This window comes from Pseudomonas sp. DSP3-2-3 (assembly GCF_049898225.1).
Taxonomy (GTDB): Bacteria; Pseudomonadota; Gammaproteobacteria; order Pseudomonadales; family Pseudomonadaceae; genus Aquipseudomonas.
Window position 1 is genome coordinate 33369 of record NZ_JAFCXH010000015.1, and the last position, 20551, is coordinate 53919.

The 20551-nt window shown below is 60.0% G+C and carries 14 protein-coding genes; 12 read left to right on the forward strand and 2 right to left on the reverse strand.

The window, feature by feature from the left end; translation table 11 throughout:
- Positions 1 to 10: 10 nt before the first annotated feature.
- A complete protein-coding gene (locus tag ACP7E4_RS17965) occupies positions 11 to 664 on the reverse strand; it encodes a helix-turn-helix domain-containing protein (protein ID WP_426116315.1) in 654 nt (217 codons plus the stop codon).
- A gap of 279 nt (positions 665 to 943) precedes the next feature.
- On the opposite strand from ACP7E4_RS17965, the gene mltA reads away from it, so the two are divergent.
- The 10 genes from mltA to bcsC all read left to right on the forward strand — a co-directional run bounded on the left by mltA (position 944) and on the right by bcsC (position 16715).
- On the forward strand, positions 944 to 2113 hold the full coding sequence (gene mltA / locus ACP7E4_RS17970) for a murein transglycosylase A (RefSeq protein WP_426116317.1): 1170 nt from the start codon (positions 944 to 946) through the stop codon (positions 2111 to 2113).
- Between the two features lie 665 nt (positions 2114 to 2778).
- Positions 2779 to 4323, forward strand: coding sequence for a cellulose biosynthesis protein BcsE (gene bcsE / locus ACP7E4_RS17975; RefSeq protein WP_426116319.1), 1545 nt, complete (start codon positions 2779 to 2781; stop codon positions 4321 to 4323).
- Positions 4320 to 4520 carry a cellulose biosynthesis protein BcsF gene (gene bcsF / locus ACP7E4_RS17980; protein ID WP_426116321.1) on the forward strand — a complete coding sequence of 67 codons (201 nt, stop codon included), beginning with the start codon at positions 4320 to 4322 and terminating at the stop codon, positions 4518 to 4520. Before bcsE ends, bcsF begins: the two co-directional genes overlap by 4 nt.
- Positions 4507 to 6150 carry a cellulose biosynthesis protein BcsG gene (bcsG, locus tag ACP7E4_RS17985; protein WP_426116323.1) on the forward strand — a complete coding sequence of 548 codons (1644 nt, stop codon included), beginning with the start codon at positions 4507 to 4509 and terminating at the stop codon, positions 6148 to 6150. The genes bcsF and bcsG overlap by 14 nt, the downstream gene beginning before the upstream one ends.
- Positions 6120 to 6383, forward strand: a complete 264-nt coding sequence (gene bcsR / locus ACP7E4_RS17990; RefSeq protein ID WP_426116325.1) for a cellulose biosynthesis protein BcsR — start codon at positions 6120 to 6122, stop codon at positions 6381 to 6383. Before bcsG ends, bcsR begins: the two co-directional genes overlap by 31 nt.
- Positions 6380 to 7099, forward strand: a complete 720-nt coding sequence (gene bcsQ, locus ACP7E4_RS17995; protein ID WP_426116327.1) for a cellulose biosynthesis protein BcsQ — start codon at positions 6380 to 6382, stop codon at positions 7097 to 7099. The genes bcsR and bcsQ overlap by 4 nt, the downstream gene beginning before the upstream one ends.
- The gene (bcsA, locus tag ACP7E4_RS18000) at positions 7096 to 9690 is read left to right on the forward strand and encodes a UDP-forming cellulose synthase catalytic subunit (protein WP_426116329.1); all 2595 of its coding nucleotides are present in this window, start codon (positions 7096 to 7098) and stop codon (positions 9688 to 9690) included. The genes bcsQ and bcsA overlap by 4 nt, the downstream gene beginning before the upstream one ends.
- Positions 9687 to 12008, forward strand: a complete 2322-nt coding sequence (bcsB, locus tag ACP7E4_RS18005; RefSeq protein ID WP_426116331.1) for a cellulose biosynthesis cyclic di-GMP-binding regulatory protein BcsB — start codon at positions 9687 to 9689, stop codon at positions 12006 to 12008. Before bcsA ends, bcsB begins: the two co-directional genes overlap by 4 nt.
- Before the next feature lie 10 nt (positions 12009 to 12018).
- Positions 12019 to 13131, forward strand: a complete 1113-nt coding sequence (gene bcsZ / locus ACP7E4_RS18010) for a cellulose synthase complex periplasmic endoglucanase BcsZ (protein WP_426116497.1) — start codon at positions 12019 to 12021, stop codon at positions 13129 to 13131.
- The gene (bcsC, locus tag ACP7E4_RS18015; RefSeq protein ID WP_426116333.1) at positions 13119 to 16715 is read left to right on the forward strand and encodes a cellulose synthase complex outer membrane protein BcsC; all 3597 of its coding nucleotides are present in this window, start codon (positions 13119 to 13121) and stop codon (positions 16713 to 16715) included. The genes bcsZ and bcsC overlap by 13 nt, the downstream gene beginning before the upstream one ends.
- Positions 16716 to 16786: 71 nt before the next feature.
- Here the strand turns inward: bcsC and ACP7E4_RS18020 are convergent, their stop codons facing one another.
- Positions 16787 to 17446, reverse strand: coding sequence for a histidine kinase dimerization/phospho-acceptor domain-containing protein (locus ACP7E4_RS18020; protein ID WP_426116335.1), 660 nt, complete (start codon positions 17444 to 17446; stop codon positions 16787 to 16789).
- Between the two features lie 330 nt (positions 17447 to 17776).
- Between ACP7E4_RS18020 and ACP7E4_RS18025 the strand changes: the two genes are divergently transcribed.
- Positions 17777 to 18421 carry a response regulator transcription factor gene (locus ACP7E4_RS18025; RefSeq protein ID WP_426116337.1) on the forward strand — a complete coding sequence of 215 codons (645 nt, stop codon included), beginning with the start codon at positions 17777 to 17779 and terminating at the stop codon, positions 18419 to 18421.
- Between the two features lie 460 nt (positions 18422 to 18881).
- Complete coding sequence (locus ACP7E4_RS18030) at positions 18882 to 20549, forward strand: ShlB/FhaC/HecB family hemolysin secretion/activation protein (RefSeq protein WP_426116339.1); 1668 nt, start codon at positions 18882 to 18884, stop codon at positions 20547 to 20549.
- The last annotated feature ends 2 nt before the right edge of the window (positions 20550 to 20551 follow it).

A 20551-nucleotide genomic window follows, 5' to 3' on the forward strand; every position in this document is an offset into this window, starting at 1 on the left:
CTGCCGTCGCCTATTTGCTGATGTGCGTGACGCTCCACATGACGATGGTTTCGGTGGTGCCCGGATTGCGCCAGCGGCGTGGCGTGCTGCCGTCGTAGCAAAAACTGTCGCCGGTGTTGAGCCGCAACAGCTGGTCATGAATGCACAGCTCCAGCTGGCCCTGAACCACGTAACCGACCTGTTCCCCGGTGTGGGTGAAAAACAGCTCGTTGCCGGTCGAGCCACCCGGCGCAATCACTGCGCGGTACATCTGCACGTTGCCCCGAGCGGCGGGCGGGGTCAGGTTGACTTTCTGGATGCCCTTGTCGGCCAGGTCGATGCCCGTGTGAAACCCGGCGCGCACCACGGCCCCGGCGGTTTCGTTGTCGCGGGGCTGCGAGTTGCGGATCAGGGTTTCCAGCGGGATATCCAGTTCCTGCGCCAGGGCGCTCAGGGTGCGCAGGGAAATGGAGCGCAAGCCGCGTTCGATCTGGCTCAACAGGCTCACGGAAATGCCCGATGCCAGCGCCACCTGACGCAGGGGTTTGTCCAGCGCCTTGCGCCGCTGACGCAGTTGTTCGCCCAACCACAGATCGATGATCGAGTTGATTCGGTGCGCGGATGCCGAGGTTTCATCGGTCGGTAAAACGGGCGCTATGTCGGGGCTGGTCGCTGGCATGGTCATGTGTAACTTTCACAGTTGTGTAAATTACACAAAGCAATACGCGGGCCAATTCAGTTTTCCATAGCGTCAATCCGGGCTTTCTGCGGCGTGATCGCCGGGAATAGCGGGGCGCTTGCGTTGCTCGCCGGAATGCCACTTGCCCCTGAAACCCCCGACCGCTGCACATCGCCGGGGCGTCATTGCCTTGTTATGGCGCGGCTGGAGATCAACGCTTTTGCATTGATCGTGCATTGAGTACCCTTGCTGGCCAAAAGTCGCTCCACGGGAGCCGCACTGCACATGACACCTTTCTTCACACCCTGGCGTAACGGCCTGGCCTGGGCTGCACTGGCGGTGTTCCTCACCGCTTGCGACAACAGCGAAAAAACGCCAACGCCCACCCCGCCGATACCCGCACCGCCCCACACCACCTATACCCAGGCCGGTTGGGATGTGTTGCCAGCCGTTACCGACAGTGATTTGCAGGCCGGTTTCGCCTCATGGCGCAGCGCGTGTGTGCGACTCAAGGCCGATGCGGTCTGGGGCGCGACGTGTGCGGCGGCCAGCACGCTTGCGGCGACGCCGAGCGGCGCGCAAATCCGCACGTTCCTGCAAGCCCAGTTGCAGGTTTACGTCCTGCGTTCCGCTGCGGGCAGCACCGACGGTTTGATCACCGGTTACTACGAGCCGGTCTATCCCGGCAGCCTGACCCAGACGCCACAAACCCCGGTGCCGGTGTACGGCGTGCCCGACGATCTGATTGTGGTGAACCTGGACAGCATCTATCCGGAACTCAAGGGCAAGCGCTTGCGCGGCAGGCTCGAAGGTCGGGTGCTCAAGCCATATGACGACGCAGCGACCATCACCAGTCAGGGCCTCAATGCGCCCGTGGTTGCCTGGCTGACCGATCCGATGGACCTGCAATTCCTGCAAATCCAGGGTTCGGGTCGGGTTCGTCTGGAAGACGGCCAGCAGCTGCGCATCGGTTACGCCGATCAGAACGGTCGTCCTTATCGAGCGATTGGCCGCTGGCTGGTGGAGCAGGGCGAGCTGAAGAAAGAAGACGTGACCATGGGCGCCATCAGTGCCTGGGCCAAGGCGCATCCGGAGCGCATCAACGAGCTGTTGGCGAGCAACCCCAGTTACGTGTTTTTCGCCCGCAACCCGGACAGCAACGAAGGTCCACGCGGTTCGCTCAACGTGCCGCTGACCGCCGGTTACAGCGTGGCGATTGACCGCAAGGTGATTCCGCTGGGCAGCCTGCTCTGGTTGTCCACGACCCGGCCCGACGGCAGCAGCCTGGTGCGTCCGGTCGCAGCACAGGACACCGGCGGCGCCATTGCCGGTGAAGTGCGCGCCGATCTGTTCTGGGGCACCGGCGAAGAAGCCGGCCACCTGGCGGGCGATATGAAACAGAAGGGCAATATCTGGTTGTTATGGCCCAAAGGCATGGCGTTACCAGCGGGTTGAAGCGGGCCAGACAAAAGCAATCTAGAGCGAGGCTTGCCCGCGAAGAACGATAACGCGGCACGTCTGGCCAACCGGGGCGCCCGATTCGCGGGCAAGCCTTCAACGGATCTGCACGTACAGCCGATGCATTTGCGTCTACTGGAATGACGTCTTCCCGGCTAAAGCCGGTCCCACTGTGGGACCGGCTTTAGCCGGGAAGACGTCGGTTCAGACAATACGTCTGGCGCCTGGCGGTTGCCCCCAGACATAGAATCTCCAACGATTACGGTCGGCGCTTAGATAGCTAGATAGCTAATAAGCACGCTTGATAGCCGCGCTTTCTCGCCTTCAACAATTTCCGCCGCCAATTAAATGACGAGAGTTTTGCCGTTCATCCGAAGATCGGTGTCTTTGTTACAAAATATTGACAGTGTCAGTTTGATATCACATCATTTACCTCTCCCGGCAGGGCAACTCTGCCTGTCGCGGGATACTTTTAATTCAGTAGCTCGATGGGAATGGTTCTTATCATTTAGCGTACATATTGAGATATGCGTGTCGACGACAACGCCGCCTGATACTCCCTGATCTCTTTGTTGACGACCTTCAAGTTCTGGTAGTTCTGCCGATATTTAATCGCACGGTTAAGTGTCGCTTATGCATTCGGGCAGTTGGAGTGGAAGGTTTTGGGTCACGTCACGTTAACTATCCGGCATCTGCAGGATGAGCAGATGTTGTTGCGCGAGGGAGGTTTGTATTGGGTCGCTCTGGATCATGCGACCGACGCGGACATCTTTGCCCGGCAGTTTTTGTCAGGCTTGTCGCACAAGCATAGCGCCACGCTGGTCTGCAGCGGCGCCGATCCCCAGGCGGTTGTCCAAGGCATGGCTGACGACAGCGGGCCGGGCACTCTGCGCTTGTTTTCCATCCCCCACGATGCATCTGCGGGCAAGGCTTTCAAGGTGCTGTCTTCGGATCTGCATCGCATCAAACTGGTGCGTGGCAGTCAGTTGGTGCTGATACTGTCTTCTACCCACCTGGAAAATCTGGATACTCGACAGCTACAGAACTGGTGTGTAAGTACGCGGCAATGGTTGTTGAGCATCGACAGCACTTTATTAGTGCTGTGCAATGGTCAGGCGCCTTTGTTGCACGAGCGCCTGCTGAGTCTTAATGAACAACTTTCCGGACTGGCACAGCTCTATCGCCAGGACGGCTCGATTCATTATCAGTTGAACTTCTGGCACAGCGAATTGGGGGTTTGCGCAGCGCAAGCGTTCGACCTGGAAGTGACTGACCAGGGTTTTGCCTTGAGTGACACGCAACTGTCCAATCCGGTGCAGACCCGTACCGACGACCAACGCATTTACCTGACCCAACGCTCGGCCCTTGAGGGCGCGGCCGCGTTGTCTGAGCAATGGCGCCTTTTCGAGCACCGTGCCGATCTGTTGCAGCAGGCTGCCAACGCCCGTGCGGCCAGCGTGATTGTGGTTTTGGAGAGCAACCAGGACGTAGAACCTCTGGCGCGCAAATTACACGAGCTGCGCGAGCAATGCGGCCCAGCGTTGAAGATCATCGTGCGGGAAATGGAGCCTTGCCTGCGTTACCGCGACGAGCGCCTGTTGCTGGCCTGCGGGGCCAATCTGATTGTGCCTTCCAATACGACGCTGGCGAATTTCCTCAGCATGGTGGAAAGCGCTCAGGGGCAGATCTGGCGTTATCGCCAGACCCCTGATATTCAATCGCTGTTTGAGCGTCTGCGTCCTCCAGCCCTGCGCGGGATATTACCTCCCAGGGAGTTTATCGAGCTGCTCGATCAGATCTATGGCGGTGCATCCGGCGAGCTTGCTCACCAGTTACTGCGATTGCGTCCCCGTGGCGACCTGAACATCGATCAGTACCTGAGTCAGATCACGCTGCGCCGCTTTGGTGATGTGGCCTGTGTCCTGGACGGTAATTTCTATCTGTTCCTGTTTGCCTGCCGTGGCGACGGGCTGGAGCCCGCGCTGGGCAATATCTGTCGCTTGCCATGGCGGGATATTTTCAGCGAATGCAAGGTGCTTTCCGCTGCGGATGTGCTCCCGCGTCAGGATTTCATCGACGCCCCCCAAACGCCGGAAACGGCGCGCCTGGCCACCGGGCAAGTGACCGCTGACCTGACCCGCGCCATTGTTCAGGCCGGCTACGTGCCACAACGCATCACGCTGTCACTGTCAGAGCGTTGTTCATGAATTTCACCCAGTTGCTCCAGGTGATCGCGGCAAGCTGTCTGATGACGGTGGCGTTCATGCTCGTGCTGCGCAGCTTCGGACAGCACATCAAGCGCTGGCTCCAGCGCTATTTGCCGCCGCGCTATCTGCAACCGCGTGGTGTTCGACGGCGTGCGCCTGCGGCGCCTGTTGTGAGTGATGCTCATGACCCGTCCTGAACGTTTCGACGGCAGTCACGCCCAAGTGCAAAGCACCTGGACCTGGCCGGGCCTGGGGCTGTGGAACCTGTATTTCATCATCAAGCTGGCGCTGTTGTGGGGCGGCTACCTGAACATGCAGATTCTGCCGAATCTGGTGTTTGCCGCCGTACTGCTGGTGCCTTTGCGTCATCGTTATCTGGCGCTGCTACGCACGTTGATCGCCCTGCCGCTGGGTGTGGCGTTGTTCTATCAGGACACTTGGCTGCCGCCGTTCAGCCGGCTGCTGGACCAGCCCGGCGTACTGAATTTCACCGGGGACTATCTGTTTGAACTGGCGGGTCGTTTCATTGACTGGAACCTGTGCGGCGCTTTGCTGCTGTTGGTGGTGGCGTACTTTTTTGTACGTCAGTGGCTGCGCCTTACCACCTTGACCCTGGCCGGTTTTGCCTGGCTGGGCGGCGCTGGCCTGTTGGCCATGCATGTGCCTGTTCAGCAGAACACGGCCCAGGCCGCCGTTGCCGGTGGCGCGTCAATCGTCAGTGCCGAGCCGGACAGTCCGACCCTCGACGCTTATCTGCAAAAGTTCTACACCACCGAGGCCGCTCGGCAAGTGGTGTTCCAGCCGTCGCAATCGGCTGCCCAGCCGTTCGACCTGCTGCTGATAAATATCTGCTCGATGGCCTGGGATGATCTGGACGCCGTGGGTTTGCACGACAACAGCTTGTTGGCGCAGATGGACATGGTGTTCGACAACTTCAACTCGGCCACTTCCTACAGCGGGCCGGCGGCCATTCGGCTGTTGCGCGCCAGTTGTGGCCAGCAGCCGCACAGCAAGCTTTACGGCGTGGCGCCTGAACAATGTCTGTTGATGGATGACCTGCGCAAGCTGGGGTTCAACAGCGAAGTGATGCTCAACCATACCGGTCAGTTCGAAGGCTTTATCGACGAAGTCCGCGCTCAGGGTTCGCTGCCGGGGCCTGAAGTCAGTACGGCCAATCTGCAACGGGCATTGGTGGGCTTTGATGGCTCGCCGATCTGGCGTGATCGCGAAGTGCTGGACAAGTGGTGGCAGCACCGCGAGGCGCAGGCTGATTCGCGGGTTGCGCTGTTCTACAACACCACGACGCTGCATGACGGCAATCGCGCACTGACCCTTGATGGCGGCACGAAAAGCGCCGAGTACAAACCGCGAGCCCAGGCGTTGATCGACGACCTGAGCGCGTTCCTCAAGGCATTGGAGAAGAGCGGCCGTCGCGTAGCCGTGGTGATCGTGCCTGAACACGGCGCGGCCTTGCACGGCGACCGTATGCAGATCTCCGGAATGCGGGAAATCCCGAGTGCGTCGATCACTCATGTGCCGGTAGGCATCAAGCTGGTGGGCATGGGCAAGAATCTTCGCACGGAGCCGATTCATGTCACCGGCCCGAGCAGTTATCTGGCCTTGTCGGAAATCATCTCGCGCCTGTACGCCGCGCCGCCCCAGGGCGATGGGCTGGGCCCGGACTGGCAGGCGCTGTTGGCCAATCTGCCAGAGACCCCGGTGGTCTCGGAAAACGCTGGAACCGTTGTCCTCGACTACGCGGGCAAGCCTTACGTTCGGATCAAGGAGAAGGGCGCATGGCTGCCTTACCCACAAAGGTTCAAGTAAAGAATCAGGCGTTATCGCGCAATGAGCGGGCCGATGACATTGCCCGGCTTAAAGTCGAGTTGCGCCTGCCGAGTCTGGAATACATCGATATTTCGGCGCAACTGGAGTTGAGCCGGGCGCTCAAGCGCTGGCCGTTGCTGGCTGACTTCGCTATCGCCGACGAGCAGGCAGAGCAACTGCCGCTGCCGGTTGCCCAGCCGGTGCAACAGGACAGATTCGGAGCGCTGAAGTGACATCGCTGAGTGTGCGCGGGGTTCGTGGCGGTGTCGGCAGCTCATCGCTGGTGGCGGCCGTCGGCCATGCCCTGGAAAGCCTTGGTGAACGGGTGCTGATGATCGACATGTGCCCGGAAAACCTGTTGCGCCTGCATTTCAATCTGCTTGCTTCTCAGGAGTCGGGTTGGGCGCGTGCGATGCTCGATGGCCAGGACTGGCACACGCAGGCCTGGAGCCTGACCTCGACCCTGCAGATCCTGCCTTATGGCGGCTTGAGTGCCGATGAGTCCGCGAGCATCGAGCAACAGCTGCTCGATGATCCGCAGATCTGGGCCCGACGTCAGGCGAGTCTGGCCGCGAATTATGACTGGCTGCTGTTCGATCTGCCGCAACGCCTGCCGGGTCACGGCACTATTGGCCCTTGCCTGTTCCCGATCCAGTTGGCCGAGGCTGATGCTGCCTGCCATGTGCTGTTGTTGCAGCAGGCGGGCAGCAATCCGGTGCTGGTCAATCGCTTCGATCCGGGCAGCCAGTTGCAACGCGATCTGTTGCTTATCTGGCGCAAACATTACGCGGCCCGGCTCTTGCCGCTGACCATCCATGCCGATGAAGCGGTGCGCGAAGCACTGGCATTCAAGCAGCCAGTGGGGCAATACGCGCCGGACAGCCTTGCCGCGCAAGACGCGCTGAGCCTGGCGACCTGGTGCCTGACACGCCGTCGGGAGCTGGCATGATCGCCCGCTGGTTTCCTTACATGCAGCTGCGGCGTCGCTACGACTGCTACCCGCCGACGGCGTTTATGCTGGCGTCGTTCACGGCATTGACCTGGTTGTTCCTGCGGCTCGAATCCCCGGTCTGGCAGCGCCTGATGGAACAGCGCCAGCGCTGGTATCCGCACCTTGCCAGCAAGGTCCCCAGTGCCGGTGACCCGTTGCGCATCGTTTTGCAAAGCCTGTGGCTGTTGGTCTTCCGCCCCTGGCCGCAAGCCCGGCGGCGCTCGGCCCCGCGATGGGTCAGCAACGTGGGGCAGTCCAACCAGCGGGTCTGGAACCGTATCGGCGTTTTCCTCAATGGCCTGCCCGAGCATGCCAGCGAGAGCAAGATGATGCATGACGGCGCCCAGTGGTGGCGTAGCCTCAACCTTCGCCAACAGCAGTGGCTGAACTATATCTGCGCCGGTGTCGGGTTGCTTCTGGTGGTGGTATGCATCACCGAACCTTTCAGCTATGCCTCGCAATTGATGTTCGTGATTCTGTTGTGGGCGGTGGCCATGGTGATCCGCCGTGTGCCCGGTCGGTTTCCGACGCTGCTGTTGATCATGCTGTCGATCATCGTCTCCTGTCGCTACCTGTGGTGGCGCTACACCGCGACCCTGAACTGGGACAGTCCGCTGGACCTGGCCTGCGGCGTCTTGCTGCTGATCGCCGAAACCTATTCCTGGCTGGTGTTGTTGCTCGGCTATATCCAGACCTGCTGGCCGTTGAATCGCCCGCCGGCGCAGCTGCCGCGCGACACGCGACTGTGGCCCACCGTGGATCTGCTGATTCCGACGTACAACGAAGACCTGTCCATCGTGCGCGGTACCGTGTACGCCGCCTTGGGGATCGACTGGCCGCATGACAAATTGCGCATCTCGATTCTCGACGATGGCAAGCGTGACGAATTTCGCCTGTTCGCCGAGCAGGCCGGGGTGAATTACATCACCCGCGCCGATAACAAGCATGCCAAGGCCGGTAACCTCAATCAGGCATTGAAGCAACTGGATGGCGAGCTGGTCGCGATCTTCGACTGCGATCACGTGCCGGTGCGTTCATTCCTGCAACTTACGGTGGGCTGGTTCCTGCGCGACCCCAAGCTGGCGCTGGTGCAGACACCGCATCACTTCCTGTCGCCGGACCCTTTCGAGCGCAACCTCGATACCTTCCGCCAGCGGCCCAATGAAGGCGAGTTGTTCTACGGCCTGGTGCAGGATGGCAATGACATGTGGAATGCCGCGTTCTTCTGCGGTTCCTGTGCCGTATTGCGCCGTTCGGCGATTGATGAGATCGGCGGCTTTGCCGTGGAAACCGTCACCGAAGACGCCCATACCGCGCTGCGCCTGCACCGTAAAGGCTGGAATTCGGCTTACGTACGCATTCCCCAGGCCGCCGGACTCGCCACTGAAAGCCTGTCGGCGCACATCGGTCAGCGGATTCGCTGGGCCCGAGGCATGGCGCAGATTTTCCGCACTGACAACCCGTTGCTGGGCAAAGGGCTGACGATCTTCCAGCGCATCTGCTATGCCAACGCGATGCTGCATTTTCTGGCGGGTCTGCCGCGTCTGGTGTTCCTGACCGCGCCCTTGGCCTTTCTGCTGATGCACGCCTACATCATCTATGCCCCGGCCTTGATGATCATTCTGTACGTGATCCCGCACATGGTTCACGCCAGCCTGACCAACTCGCGCATGCAGGGCGAACACCGCCTGACGTTCTGGGGCGAAGTCTATGAAACCGTGCTGGCCTGGTACATCGCACGGCCGACCACTGTCGCGTTGTTCAATCCGAAGAAAGGCAAATTCAACGTCACTGCCAAGGGCGGCCTGATGGCCGAAAACCAGTTCGACTGGGGCATTGCCAGGCCGTATCTGGTGCTGGCGGTGCTGAATGTCGCCGGCCTGGGCTTTGCGGTATGGCGTTTGTTCTACGGGCCGAGCAATGAGATCGGCACCACGCTGGTCAGCAGTCTGTGGGTCATTTACAACCTGCTGATCGTCGGCTCGGCCGTGGCGATTGCCGCCGAAGTACGCCAGGTACGCGAAACTCATCGGGTGCAGGCCCGCTTGCCGGCCGCGATACGTCTGCAAAACGGCCGCTACTATCCCTGCATGCTGGTGGACTATTCCGAAGGCGGCACGGGCGTTCGGCTGGACATTGAACTGGCACTGCCCATAGGCGAGCGGATTTCCCTGCTGATGCAGCGTGGCGAACGGGAGTTTCTGTTCCCCGGCATCGTCAGCCGCAGCCACAAGAACTTTATCGGCATCGCCCTCAACGAGCTGTCTGCGGATCAGCGGATCGACTACGTGCAGTGTACGTTCGCCCGTGCCGACGCCTGGCTGAACTGGAACGAAGCGTTCGTCCCGGACCGGCCGCTGCACAGTTTTATCGACGTGCTGCGTCTGGGCGCCACCGGTTATTACCGCCTGTATCAATACCTGCCTGCCTGGACCCGAACCCTGGCCCGCCCGTTCATGCGTTTGCTCGCCTGGCTGCTCAGCTATGTGCCGCGTTTCGCCAAGGCAGCCCCTCTTTCTTCTCCTTCTCGATCGGTATGCGCACCATGAGTCGCTATTTGAATTTCACGTTGCTGAGCCTGCTGTCGTTGGCCATCGGCTGCGCTCAGGCCCAGCCCCTCAAGGAATTGCCCCTCAAGGAGCAAGCCGCCAAGGCTCAAGCACCGGTCATGCCGCCGACGGTGGCTTCAGCTGTGGCGAGCACGGCGCCGAGCTGGGACGTTTCGCGTAATTTTCAGCAACTGGGACGAGTGGCCGACAGCCTGTTGCTGGGCACTCATAACACCGATCAGTTTGAATTCACCATGCGTCGCGACCGCATCGCCAGCGACGCGAAGCTGCAACTGGAATACACCCCGTCGCCGGCCCTGCTGCCCACGCTGTCGCACCTGCGGGTCTATCTCAACGATGTGTTGATGAGCGTGATCCCCATCGACAAGGAGCAGTTGGGGAAAAAGACCGTGCGCCAGGTCGATCTCGACCCGCGCCTGATCAGCGACTTCAACCGGGTCCGCCTGGAGTTTGTCGGCCATTACACCGACATTTGCGAAGAGCCTTCCAACAGCGCGCTGTGGGTCAATATCAGCCGCACCAGCCTGGTTTCGCTGAAAGAACAGGCCCTGATCGTCAAGAACGATCTGGCGTGGTTCCCGATGCCTTTCTACGATTCGCGCGGCTATGACGAGCCGGTCCTGAACATGGTATTCGCCGCTTCCCCAACTCAGGGCGAGCAGCGTGCCGCAGGTATTCTGGCCTCGTATTTCGGCAGCCAGGCCGCTTGGCGCGGCACGAAATTTCCGGTGCTGTTCGACCAACTGCCCGCCGCCACGGCCGCTGCGCCGGTGACCGCATCCATCGTGTTCGCCACCAACAGCCATCGCCCGGCATTCCTGGCCGACCTCACGCAGTTCCCGGCGGTAGAGGCTCCGGTGGTGCAGATGATCGACAATCCTGTCGATCGCTACAGCAAGGTGTTGCTGGTGCTGGGCCGCGACGAAGCTGATCTGGTCGCTGCCGCGCAAGCGCTGGCACTGGGGGGTGATCTGTTCCGGGGGGATCGGGTGGTCATCGACAAGGTGCAGCAGATTCAGCCGCGCCAGCCCTACGACGCGCCGAACTGGATGCGCACCGACCGGGCCGTGCGTTTCTCCGAGTTGATCAAGTATCCCGAGCAATTGCGCGCCAGTGGCCTGCAACCGTTGCCCATCAGCCTGGACATCAACCTGCCGCCGGATCTGTTTGTCTGGCGTAACCAGGGCATCCCGCTGCAAACCAAATACCGCTACACGCCACCGGCCTCCAATGACGGTTCGCGACTGAACATCAGCCTCAATAATCAGTTCATCACCAGCCTGCCGTTGCTGGTCAACAGCAATGACCGGCTTGAAGAATTGCGCCTGGCCGTGCTGTCCAGCGAGTCGGCGAACGTCAATGAAAAGCTGTCGGTTCCGGCGCTGAAGATCGGCGACCGGAATAACCTGAAATTCAATTTCAGCTTCGCCACCACCGCCAGCAGTTCCCAGCGTGATCGCTGCCAGACGTCGTTGCCGGTGGACATTCAGGCGGTGATCGATGATCAGTCGACCATCGATATGTCCGGCTATCACCACTACATCGCCATGCCTGACCTGGCAGCGTTCGCCCGCAGTGGTTTCCCGTACAGCCGCATGGCGGACCTGTCTGAAACCGTGGTGTTGCTGCCGCCGCAGCCCAGCGCAGTACAGCTGAGCACGTACCTGGAAGCGGTGGCCGGAATCTCCGCGCGTTCGGGTCTGCCTGCGATGAACCTGACGCTGAGCGACAACTGGGAAGACGCGTCAAAGCACGACGCAGACCTGCTGATCCTCGGTTCTTTCGCCCCGGACATGCGCGATAACCGCGACATGAGTCTGTTACTCGACCGTTCCCGGGACTGGCTGCTCAAGGCAAACAACCAAGGACCGGGTTCTGCCCAGGAAAAGAGCGCGGGCAATCCGGCTGCCAGTCGGGTCGAGGTTTCGGCTAAAGGTCCGATTGCGGCCATTGTCGGCCTGCAATCGCCTCTCCATGAACAGCGCAGCATCGTGGCGTTGCTGGCCACTGAAGACGCCGACTTCCAGTTATTGCGCGAGACGCTCAATGACAGCGGCAAGATGGACGCAGTGGCCGGCTCCGTGGTGTTGATCCGCAGCAGTGGCGTGCAAAGCCAGATGGTCGGCGACCACTATTACGTGGGCAGCCTGCCGTGGTGGCTGATGCTCTGGTTCAAGTTGTCGGAACACCCGGTCCTGCTTGCTTTCCTGGCGGTGTCTGGCGTGCTGCTCAGTGCCTTCCTCACCTGGCGTGTCCTGCAGTGGGCGGCGCGTCGTCGTCTGGCGTATGAAGAGTAAGTCGGTGAGCATCGCCCGATCATTGCTCCTTGCGGCAGTCTTGCCGCTCATGGCGGGGCCTGTCCTGGGCGCGAGCCAGTGCGCCTGGCCGGCCTGGGAAAACTACAGGCAGCAGATGATCAGCGCTGACGGGCGGGTCATCGATGCATCTTCCCCGCAGCAGGTCACCACGTCTGAAGGGCAGAGCTACGGGCTGTTTTTTGCCTTGGTGGCCAATGATCCGGACAGCTTCGAGCGGCTATTGAACTGGACCCGCAACAATTTGGCGAGCGGTGCTTTCGATCGTCGCCTGCCCGCCTGGCAATGGGGTCTGGACAAGGATGGCCAATGGCGGGTGCTCGACAGCAACAACGCCAGCGACGCCGATTTGTGGATTGCCTACAGCCTGCTGGAAGCCGGCCGCCTGTGGCGCAGGCCGGATTACCTGACGCTGGGTCAGCACTTGCTGTGGCGCAGTGCCGCGCAAACCCTGCGCGAACTGCCGGGCCTTGGCCTGATGTTGCTGCCGGGGGGCGTGGGTTTTGAGTCCGCTCAGGGCTGGCGCCTGAACCCCAGTTATGTGCCGCCGCAATTATTGGCTCGATTCGCACTCATCGCGCCAATCTGGGCCGAAGTGGCGGAAAACTCCCGACGCCTGTTGATCGAAGGTTCGCCCAAAGGTTTTGCTGCGGACTGGTTGATGTGGCAGGCCGGGCAAGGCGTTGTTGCCGATGCCAACAGTGCAATCGGCAGCTATGACGCGATTCGTGTCTATCTGTGGCTGGGCATGCTGGCACCCGATGCTCGCGAGCGCAGCGCCTTGCTCGATCACTTCAAGCCCATGCTGGAGGCCACCGCGCGTCTCGGGCAGGTGCCGGAGCAGGTTGATACCCGGAGCGGCAAGACCATGGGCACCGGGCCGGTGGGTTTTTCGGCGGCCCTGTTGCCGCTACTGGCCAGCGACCCGTCCACCGCGGCGGCGCTGGCCGTCCAACGGGTGCGCCTGCAGCAAGCGCCGCCCTTGGCCGACGCCTATTACAACCAGTCGCTGTTGATGTTTGGTCAGGGCTGGGACGAGCAGCGCTATCGATTCGACAAGGATGGACGCTTGCAACCGAACTGGACACGTCCATGCGCGCAGTGAACCTGGCATCCCAACCGAGCACGTTCAAGGTCGTGGCCTTGCGCTGCGTACTCATGCTGTCTTGTCTGAGCGGTGCCAGCTTCGGCGCCGCGATGCCGGTTTCTGCGCAACAGCAAGAGCAACAGCGCTGGCTGCTGCAACAGATGCGCATCGGTGAAGCCTTGCAGCGCGACGATCTGGTTCGCGACTCCCTGGCGCGGCTGGAACTGATCGCTCCTGATCATCCCCAAGTGCTGGTGGGCGAGATTCGTCAGGCGCTGGCCGACAAGACCCAGGCGCAGAACGTGGCCTGGATCGAGCAATTATTGACTCGCCTGCGTCAGCAAGCTCCGGACTCGGCGCAACTGCGTCAGGCCCAGGCGCTGATCAAGTTGCAGAGCCAGGACGGTCTGCGCCAATTACAGCAGGCTCGGCTATTGGCCGCTGCCGGTCGTTTCGACGAGGCCAGCGCAGCCTTCGAAGCGCTGTTCGGGAAAGAACCGCCGGATCTGGCGATGGCCATGGAGTACTGGAGCGCGCGCAGTCGCATCAGCGGCCAGCGTGCCGTGGTGCTCGGTCATGTGCAGGCGCTGGATCGGGATTACCCCGGCAATGCCAGCGTGCGCCAGATGCTGGTCGGGCTGTTGTTTGCCGAGGATCGCAATGACGAAGCCCTGGCCGTGCTGCATCAATTGGCAGCCGACCCGCAGGCCAGCAACAATGCCGCCGAGCGCGAATACAACTACCTGATCAAGCTGCCGGTCAACCCGCAGACCGCGCAGGCGTGGCAGGCATTCGTTCGCTATTACCCGTATTCGCCGTTTGCCAAAGAGGCCAGCAAACAGCTCGCCGCGCAACAAGGCTTGCTGGCTGATCCGGCCTGGCAGGCGGGCGTCAAAGCCAAGCGCCTGCTTGAGCAGGACACCGCCAGCAACAGCGCGGCCGCCGAAAGCTTGTTGCGTCGCGCTATCAAAGCCTACCCCCAAGACCCAAGTCTTTATGGTGCCCTGGGCACGGCGTTGATGCGCCAGAACAAATACCCGGCCGCGTACGAAGCTTTCTCCACGGCGCTGAGCAAGGAACAGGACACCGATTACATCAGCAAATGGCAGGATCTGCAGGCAGTGACCCGCAACTGGATGATCCTGCAAAAAGGCGACGAAGCTCTGCAGCGCAAGGACTATGCAGCGGCGCGCAAGGCGTATCAGCAGTCGCGCAGTCTCAAGGCTGATTCAGCCGACCCCTTGATTGGCCTGGCCAATGTCGCCATGGCCGAGTCCGATGACATCGCGGCCCAAGCCCTGTTGTTGCAGGCGCGCAAGGTCGAACCGGGTAACGGCAGTGTGGTGCGCGCCCTGATGCGGCTGTATCGCGCACAGTCCAGCGAGCGCGCCGAAGCCTTCCTCAATTCCCTGCCAGCCAGCAGCCAGCCGGAATTTGCCAGCCTGCGCCAGAGCATCGAACTTGAGCGCCTGAACCTGCAAGCCGACCTGGCCAGCCAGCATTCGGACTGGGCGCAATTGGTGGTGCTGCTGAAGAAAATCCGCCTGCAGGATCAAGACAATCCATGGCTGACCTATCGTCTGGCGGCCGCCGAGATTGCCCTGGGCCGACCGCGCGAAGCCGATGATGCGTTCCGTCAATTGCTCGCGCGTCAAAGCCGCAATCCCGAGGCCCGCTACGCCCATGGCCTGTATCTGGCCAACGCGAACCGCGACAGTGAAGTAGCGGCCAGCCTCGGGCAAATCCCGGCCGCTGCGTGGACCGATAACATGCGCGAGCTGGACCTCCGGATCAAGCGTCGGCAACTGCTGGCACAGGCCGAAAAACTGCGCAATTCCGGGCATGAACCCCAGGCCATTGCCTTGCTGCTGCGTGCTCCTACCGTCGACGACCTTGGCACCCTTGCCGATTGGGCGGCGCAGCGTGAAGACCACGCGCAGGCCCAAAGCTACTACCGCAAAGTGCTCAAGGCCCAACCACAGGATGCCGAGGCGCAGCTGGGCTTGATCGAAGCGCTGATTGCCATGGGGCGTATTGCTCAAGCGCGTACCGATCTGGAAAAAATCATCGTAGCGCCTTCGGCTCCTGCGCCTTGGCAGCGACGGCTGGCCAATGCCTGGTCCGCTGTGGGCGACAAGGCTAAAGCCAGCGCGATATTTGCCAGTCTGCTGAAAACGCCGCAGACCGACCCACTGATCTACCGCGATGCGGCGCGTCTGATGGCCAGGGATCAGCCGCAACAGGCTTTGGATAATTACGCCCGCAGCATGGCGGCGGCCGGCTTGATTGCACCTGGCCAGGCCAGCCCCCGCGATAACGTGGCCATGACCAGGGCCAGTCGCGCCAGGGACAGCGACGACTGGATGCCGCGTAGCCTGCGCAGTGACGTCGACGAGCTGTACAAACAGCAGAACCCGACCGTCAATCTTTACCGCGACTTCGCCTGGCGCAATGACAACACGGCACCGGGGATTTCCGACCTGACGACCCAGACGACCATTTTGCGCATCGACTCGCCGTTCGCTCAGGGTCAGGGTTTTGTCCAGGCCGAGCAGGTCGATCTTGAAGCCACGGCTTTCGACACCGACACCGATGGCCTGCACCGGGAAGAATTCGGCACCTGCGCTGTGCAATTCCGTGACCGGGCCACCGGCGCGCTGGTGCCCAATGGCTGCCGCAGCACCTCGCAAAGCACCCGCGGTCCGAGCCTGGCCGTGGGCTGGAAAAATGCCCAATGGGCGTTGGATCTGGGCCATACGCCACAAGGTTTCGAAGTCGGCAACTGGCTGGGCGGTGTTGGCTACAGCAGTGACTGGAAATCCATTGGCTGGACGTTGACCGCCTCGCGTCGGCCCATGAGCAACTCGGTGGTGTCTTACGCCGGTGCTGTTGATCCCGTCACTGGTACGCGTTGGGGCGGCGTGACCAGCAACGGCGTGACCTTGAGCCTGAGCCATGACGAAGGCGGCGTGGATGGCGTGTGGGCCAGTTTCGGCAGCCACTGGTTGCGCGGCAAGAACGTGGTCGATAACCAGCGGCTTTCAGCCATGACCGGTTATTACTACCGCTTGGTGGACCGTGCTGACCAACGCATGCGCACCGGCCTGACGCTGATGTATTGGGGCTACGACAAGGACCTGAGCGAGTACACCTTGGGGCAGGGCGGTTATTACAGTCCGCAGCAGTACTACTCGATTGGCGTGCCGTTCAACTACGCGTGGCGCAATGCCAACTGGTCCGCCCAGCTGGAAAGTTCGGTGGGCTGGTCATTCTCGAAAACCGATGGCAGCGACTTGTACCCGCTGGATGGCCCGGCCGGAAAGCTGTTCAGCCAGGCCGCAGCAGCCGGTTTGGATATCGACGCCGACACTTCCCTGACCAAGGCCGGCAGCAGCAGCACCGGCGCGAGCGTTCGTCTGCAAGCGTTGGTCGAACGTCGCCTGACCGATCACCTGGTCCTGGGCTCGGGGATTTCCCTGCAACACAGCGAAGGCTACGCCCCCAGCCGCGCCATGCTGTACTTGCGCTACACCTTCGATGAATGGCAAGGCAACCTGCCGATGCCGATCGAACCGGTGACGCCATATGCAGACATGCGCTAAACCGTTTCCCCGTTAAAAATCCGGTCCTACCGAACCCTGCATAGTCTGGTAGGAGGGGGAGTACGACACGTTTATGCGGGCTCGGCGATTGGGCGGGTAGTCTGGAATGTCAGAAGATTCCCGACTACCTCGTCAGCGCGCTGGACGCTGGTATGAATCCTGGTCGCCGCTTTGGCGGACTCTGCCCCAATATCCTTGCGGTGTAACAAGACGTCGGCGCTCAGCAGTATCGCCCCAAGGTGCGTGCGCAGGTCATGTCCAAGGGTGCCAAGAAAATGCGCGCGGGCTTGCTCGGCGGCGAGCGCTTGACGGGCGATGGATCGGGCAACGGCTTGATCCACGGACTCGTTGAAATGCAGCATGTCTTCGACTTCGAAATCCGTTCCCGACTTGATCCGTTGCATCCACTTCATCAATACGCTCATGCGCAAGACACGATATTGCGCAACAATCTGGTCGATGCTTGAACCTGCCATCAGCGGAGTAATAGCGTAAATGTCTGTGGCTATTTCATCGTGTTGTCCTAGCGCAGCGCCGTGCGACTTGCTGATGTGCTGATCGTTCATTTGAACAGTTATTAAATCAGTGGCAATCGCCCCGAGCATTTTTTCCACATGGGCGCGTAATTCGAGCGAATTCAGGTCGCTGTTGCGGGCAATTGTTGTTGCGAAATCTTCCCACTGCTGAAGGATCGATTCGATGTTTTCTAAAATGAAATCGCCCAGACGCATATTGATTTCCTACCGGTCTTGCTGCGCTCAACGCTGATTGAGAGAGTCAGTCAACGCGTGCTAGCCGAGCGTGGCGAAAAATCGAACGTTCATGGCTGATAGATAGGCTCACCAAACAGCAGAAAGTTGCATGGTGGTCGTCGGACTTACGCCAGTGCTGCTACTGACTTCTTACGACAGCGCGCAAAGAACTAGACAAGCGGCAACTGTCGAGTCGCTTTAATCGGCGTTTATGTTTGTGCCAAATGCTCGCCTTGGGTTTAGTATTCGGCCTACCAAGACACGACGGACGTTGGTCCGATCCGGGCTTGGCTTTCCTGGGCCGTGGACATGACCATTCAAAACACTTTCAATAATGCCAGCGCCCCTGTGACTGTCCATGTCGTCGATGATGATCGCAATACTCGCGATGCCCTCCATCAGTTGCTGACGTTTGCCGGCTATCCGGTACAGCTGCATGCCAGCGGCGCCGCGTTTCTGAAGGCTTACGACGGGCTTCCTGGCTGCATGATTCTTGATCTGGCGATGCCTGAAATGCGCGGCGAGGTGCTGCTGGATGAGATCGTGCGCCTCAAATTGAATGTGGTTGTCATTATCATGACCGGGCATGCAACGGTTGAAGCCGCCATTCAGATAACCCGTGCCGGGGCGATTGGTTTTCTGCAAAAACCATTCAGCAATGATCAACTGCTGCAAAAGCTCGAGAAAATTTCCCACCGGGCAAAATCAGTTTTTGCCCGCCGAGCCCTGGCTGACGATTACCGCCAGCGGCTCGACAACCTGACGTCTCGAGAGCGAGAGGTTCTGGATCTGATGCTGGCTGATATGACCAGCCAGCAAATCGCCACTCAGCTGGGCAACAGCAAAAAAACCGTGGACATCCATCGGACCCGGGTCATGCAGAAAATGGGAGCGAGCACTATTACCGAATTGATCATGGCCTGGACCCTGCTTTTCTGTATCCCCGAGTCCTGAAAGTAATTAACCGGTTCTGATTTTTGGCTAATAGGTACTTATACCTATATCGGTCGTCTCTTGCTTGCTAAAAACAACGGTGAGCATAAACTGTGGTGATCAAGGTGCTATGACTGGTTTTATTGAGTCGGCACCGCCGGTAAAACTCCAAATTGTTGTCATTCGTCCTGTAGCCGGATAGTTATCTGTAGTGAATCATGCAGGCAACTATTAATGGCTTCCGGGCGAAAGTTCGTGTGAGTTTTGCGGCTAGAACAGTTTTGTCTGCATGATCAGAAATGTCGAAAGCGCCCCCGATTGTTATTAACAACAGGGTGTTGCTCTGTTGCACATGCCTTAAACGCCATCTGCTGCACGCGGTTATTCATCAAGTTGATCTAGAAAGCACCGAGCCTGTGGGGTCACAGGACTCTTGTATTAGGTAGAAATACCATTAGGTAGAAATACCGAGAGGATTATTGTGCAGAAGAAGTTTGTGGCGTGTGTGCTATTGACCTTGAGCCAGGGGGCGTATGCGGTACAGCTTCCTCCGGGCGCGGGGAGTCAGATTCAACAGATTCCCGCCTCGCCCACACTCAAAAAAGTGGACCCCAAAATCCAGGTCGAACCGACCCAGGCACCCGCAGTTCCTGCTTCAGACAGCGCCCGGATCAAGGTCAATTCCCTGCATCTGACCGGGCAACGGCTCTATTCCGAAGCCGACCTGCTCAAGTTGACGGGCTTCACTGCGGGCAAGGAACTCAGCCTTGGCCAATTGCAGGCGATGGCCGCGCAGATTGCCGACTTCTATCACCAGAAGGGCTATTTTGTGGCGCAGGCCTACTTGCCAGCCCAGGAAATCAAGAACGGCGCCGTTACGATTGCGGTCATCGAAGGCCACTATGGGGCCGTCACGATGCGCAATCAGAGCAACCTCTCCAACCGCTTGGCCAATGGCGCAGTGGACGACCTGCACAGCGGCGATGTGATCAGCTCCGCTGCGCTTGAAAGCGATCTGCTGCTGTTGTCGGACACGCCCGGTGTCGACGTGCGCTCAACGCTGGTGCCCGGCGCATCGGTGGGCGCGGCCGACCTGATTGTCGATGTGACGCCTGGACAACTCGTAACAGGCAGCATCGACGCCGATAACGGCGGCAACCGCTATACCGGTCAGTACCGTTTGGGCGGGACTTTGAATATCAATAATCTGGCAGGCCAGGGGGACGTTGCGACACTTCGCGCGCTCTCCAGTTTTGACGGTCTGGACTATGCCCGCGCGGCTTATCAGATGCAGTTTGGCAAGGCGACTGCGGGCGTAGCCTATAGCCGGCTGGATTATAAGCTGGGTAAAGAGTTCAGTGACTTACACGGCAACGGCACGGCGGACATTGTCAGTGTCTACGGCAGTTACCCGCTGCTGCGTTCACGCCGAAGCAATCTGTATGTTCAGGTTGGTCTTGATTACAAGACTTTCGAAGACCGTATCGACTTAGTGTCGTCCCATGTCGACCGGAACGTCGAGGTGCTGATGACAACGCTGCGTGGCGATCATCGCGATGACTTTGGCGGCGGTGGACTGACGGCGGGCGCCCTGACCTGGTCGACCGGCAACCTTGATATCGAAACCCGCGAAGCGCGCTCGGCAGATGGACTTACAGCCCGCAGTAACGGGCATTACGACAAGTTGGGTTTCAGTGCCATGCGCTTGCAACGGGTCACGGATGCGTTTTCGCTTTACGGCGCGATCAATGGACAAGTTGCCTCCAAGAACCTGGATATCTCGGAAAAGATGTACCTGGGCGGGATAGACGGCGTACGGGCATATCCTCAGGGCGAAGCCTTTGGTGATGAAGGTTATCTGGCGACTCTGGAAGCCCGGTATCTGCTGCCGCAATTCTCTGAACAATGGTTAGGGCAACTGCAACTGATCAGCTTCGTCGATAGCGGTACGGTCACGCTCAACGAGAATCGTTGGGATAACTCGGACCGGACCAGAACGCTGAGCGGGGCAGGGGTGGGCATTAACTGGTTCGACTTCAATAACTACTCCGTGAAGACCTACTACGCGACAAAGCTGGGCGGCGAGAAAGCTACCTCGGCTCCGGATTCCAACGGCCGCTTCTGGGTGCAGATGGTCAAATATTTTTGATC